The 2059-nt window shown below is 74.1% G+C and carries 3 protein-coding genes; 1 reads left to right on the plus strand and 2 read right to left on the minus strand.

The window, feature by feature from the left end; all coding sequences use genetic code 11:
• Positions 1–145 precede the first annotated feature (145 nt).
• Complete coding sequence (locus ACYVE9_RS24340; RefSeq protein WP_461030045.1) at positions 146–376, minus strand: hypothetical protein; 231 nt, start codon at positions 374–376, stop codon at positions 146–148.
• Positions 377–725: 349 nt separating this feature from the next.
• Entirely contained in the window at positions 726–953 is a 228-nt protein-coding gene (locus ACYVE9_RS24345) for a hypothetical protein (protein WP_461030046.1), read from the minus strand.
• Positions 954–1190: 237 nt separating this feature from the next.
• Between ACYVE9_RS24345 and ACYVE9_RS24350 the strand changes: the two genes are divergently transcribed.
• Positions 1191–2059 (plus strand): serine/threonine-protein kinase (locus tag ACYVE9_RS24350; protein WP_461030047.1); only part of this gene is annotated, 869 nt, incomplete at its 3' end.

Genomic DNA, 2059 nt, shown 5'->3' on the forward strand with positions numbered 1-2059 from the left:
CAGGTGGGAGCGTACCGCCCGGGACGCGCGAAGCCCGGGCAGTCCTCCGACTGCCCGGGCCGCACGCCGTCCCGCACCCCCGTCCCCACGAGGTTGACGGCCGGCTGGTCCGGTTCGGGCCGCTCTCCCGAACCGGACGCGCTGTTCAGCGCCCCAGCATTCCCGCCACGGACGACGCCTGGGTGAGCACGGCCTCCACTCCGCCGAAGACCACGGCGAGCAGGACCGCGAACGGGAGCACCATCAGGACGGCCACCAGCGGATGCCGCCGGCCGGACGGCCGCAGGCCCACGGGCACCGAGCCGGAGAAGCCGGCGAGCATGCCGTTCAGCCGGCCCTGCGCCCGGACCGCCGGGCGATCTGCCGTGTGCGCCATGGTGATGCTCCTGTCGTGATCTGGGGCGGCGAGCGTCGAACCTCGGGGGACGAGTGCTGCGCCCGCCGCTTGATCTCAACGTTAGGCGCGGCGGGGGCGTCGGGCGTCATGCCCGCGTACCGACTGCGGGGCATCCCGCAGGAGGACACCGGGGCCTGCGGGTACTCCCCAGGGTGGACACGGAGGCCGTCCGTACCGGGGTCGTCCCGGAGGGGTCGGGGCGCGGCGCTTCGGGTTGGTGGCCGCTGGGGCGGCCTCCCGGGGCAGGCGTTGGACGCCCGGGGCAGGCGTTGGACGGCCGGAGTCGGTGGTGGGGGACGGTCGGGTACGACCGTCGGCGGGCACGGGATCAGGGGCCGTCCGGGCGGGGCAGCGGGTGCTCGACCAGGGCGAGCACCCGGTTGGCCATGAAGCGCGCGGTGCGCACGACCGTCCCGCTGCGGGTGACTTCGCTCACTTCGACCACTCCCCTGCGGACCTGCGTCTCCACCCTCCGGCCGGCTTTGGCGGCCGTCATCTCGTAGGTGCGAATGGTGTCACCGGCGTCCACGACTATCTCCACCCAGTCACCTTTCACAGCGTCACTCCCCCTTGTGCGGTTGGCTGTTGGGCACGGATGTGCGGACCGCCGCCGTAACGGGCAGCGGCCCGGCGTGTACTTCCAGGATCCCACCCGGTACTGACATTCCGTCTGCCGCGGCACGCGCGGCCTCTCGGCGCGCGGCGGCGGCAGTCCGTAAGCTGTGGACCGTCGGACGGCCGGTCGGTACCGGTCAGCTAAGTGGGGCCTCCCCACCGGAGGTAGGGGAAGGACATGGCGATGATGCGGCTCCGGCGCGAGGACCCGCGCGTCGTCGGTTCGTTCAAGCTGCACCGCCGGCTCGGCGCGGGCGGTATGGGCGTGGTGTACCTCGGCTCGGACCGGCGCGGGCAGCGGGTGGCGCTCAAGGTGATCCGTCCCGATCTCGCCGAGGACCAGGAGTTCCGCTCCCGTTTCGCGCGCGAGGTCTCGGCGGCTCGACGCATCCGCGGGGGCTGCACGGCGCGGCTGGTGGCGGCCGACCTGGACGCCGACCGGCCGTGGTTCGCCACCCAGTACGTACCGGGCCCGTCGCTGCACGACAAGGTGAACGAGGGCGGGCCGCTGCCGCCCGCCCAGGTCGCGGCGATCGGCGCGGCGCTGGCCGAGGGGCTGCTCGCGGTCCACGAGGCGGGAGTGGTCCACCGGGACCTCAAGCCCTCCAACATCCTGCTCTCGCCCAAGGGCCCGCGCATCATCGACTTCGGCATCGCCTGGGCCACGGGGGCGAGCACGCTCACCCACGTGGGCACCGCAGTGGGCTCACCCGGTTTCCTCGCCCCCGAGCAGGTCAGGGGGGCGCCGGTGACGCCGGCCACGGACGTCTTCTCGCTGGGCGCCACACTCGCCTACGCCGCGGCGGCGGACTCGCCGTTCGGGCACGGCAGTTCCGAGGTCATGCTGTACCGCGTGGTGCACGAGGAGGCGTCGCTGCACGCGGTGCCGGCGGCGCTGGCCCCGATCGTCCAGGCCTGCCTGGCGAAGAACCCCGAAGAACGGCCCAGCACCCTGCAACTGTCCCTGCGCCTCAAGGAGATCGCCGCGCGGGAGGCCCGCGGCCTGCCCGAGGGCGGGGCCGCGGCGGCCCGGTCGGGCGGGGTCCG

The organism is Streptomyces sparsus (genome assembly GCF_054776295.1).

Excerpts from the sequence above, each read along its gene's own strand:
- ACYVE9_RS24340 (WP_461030045.1), bottom strand. The coding sequence starts at position 376 with ATGGCGCACACGGCAGATCGCCCGGCGGTCCGGGCGCAGGGCCGGCTG.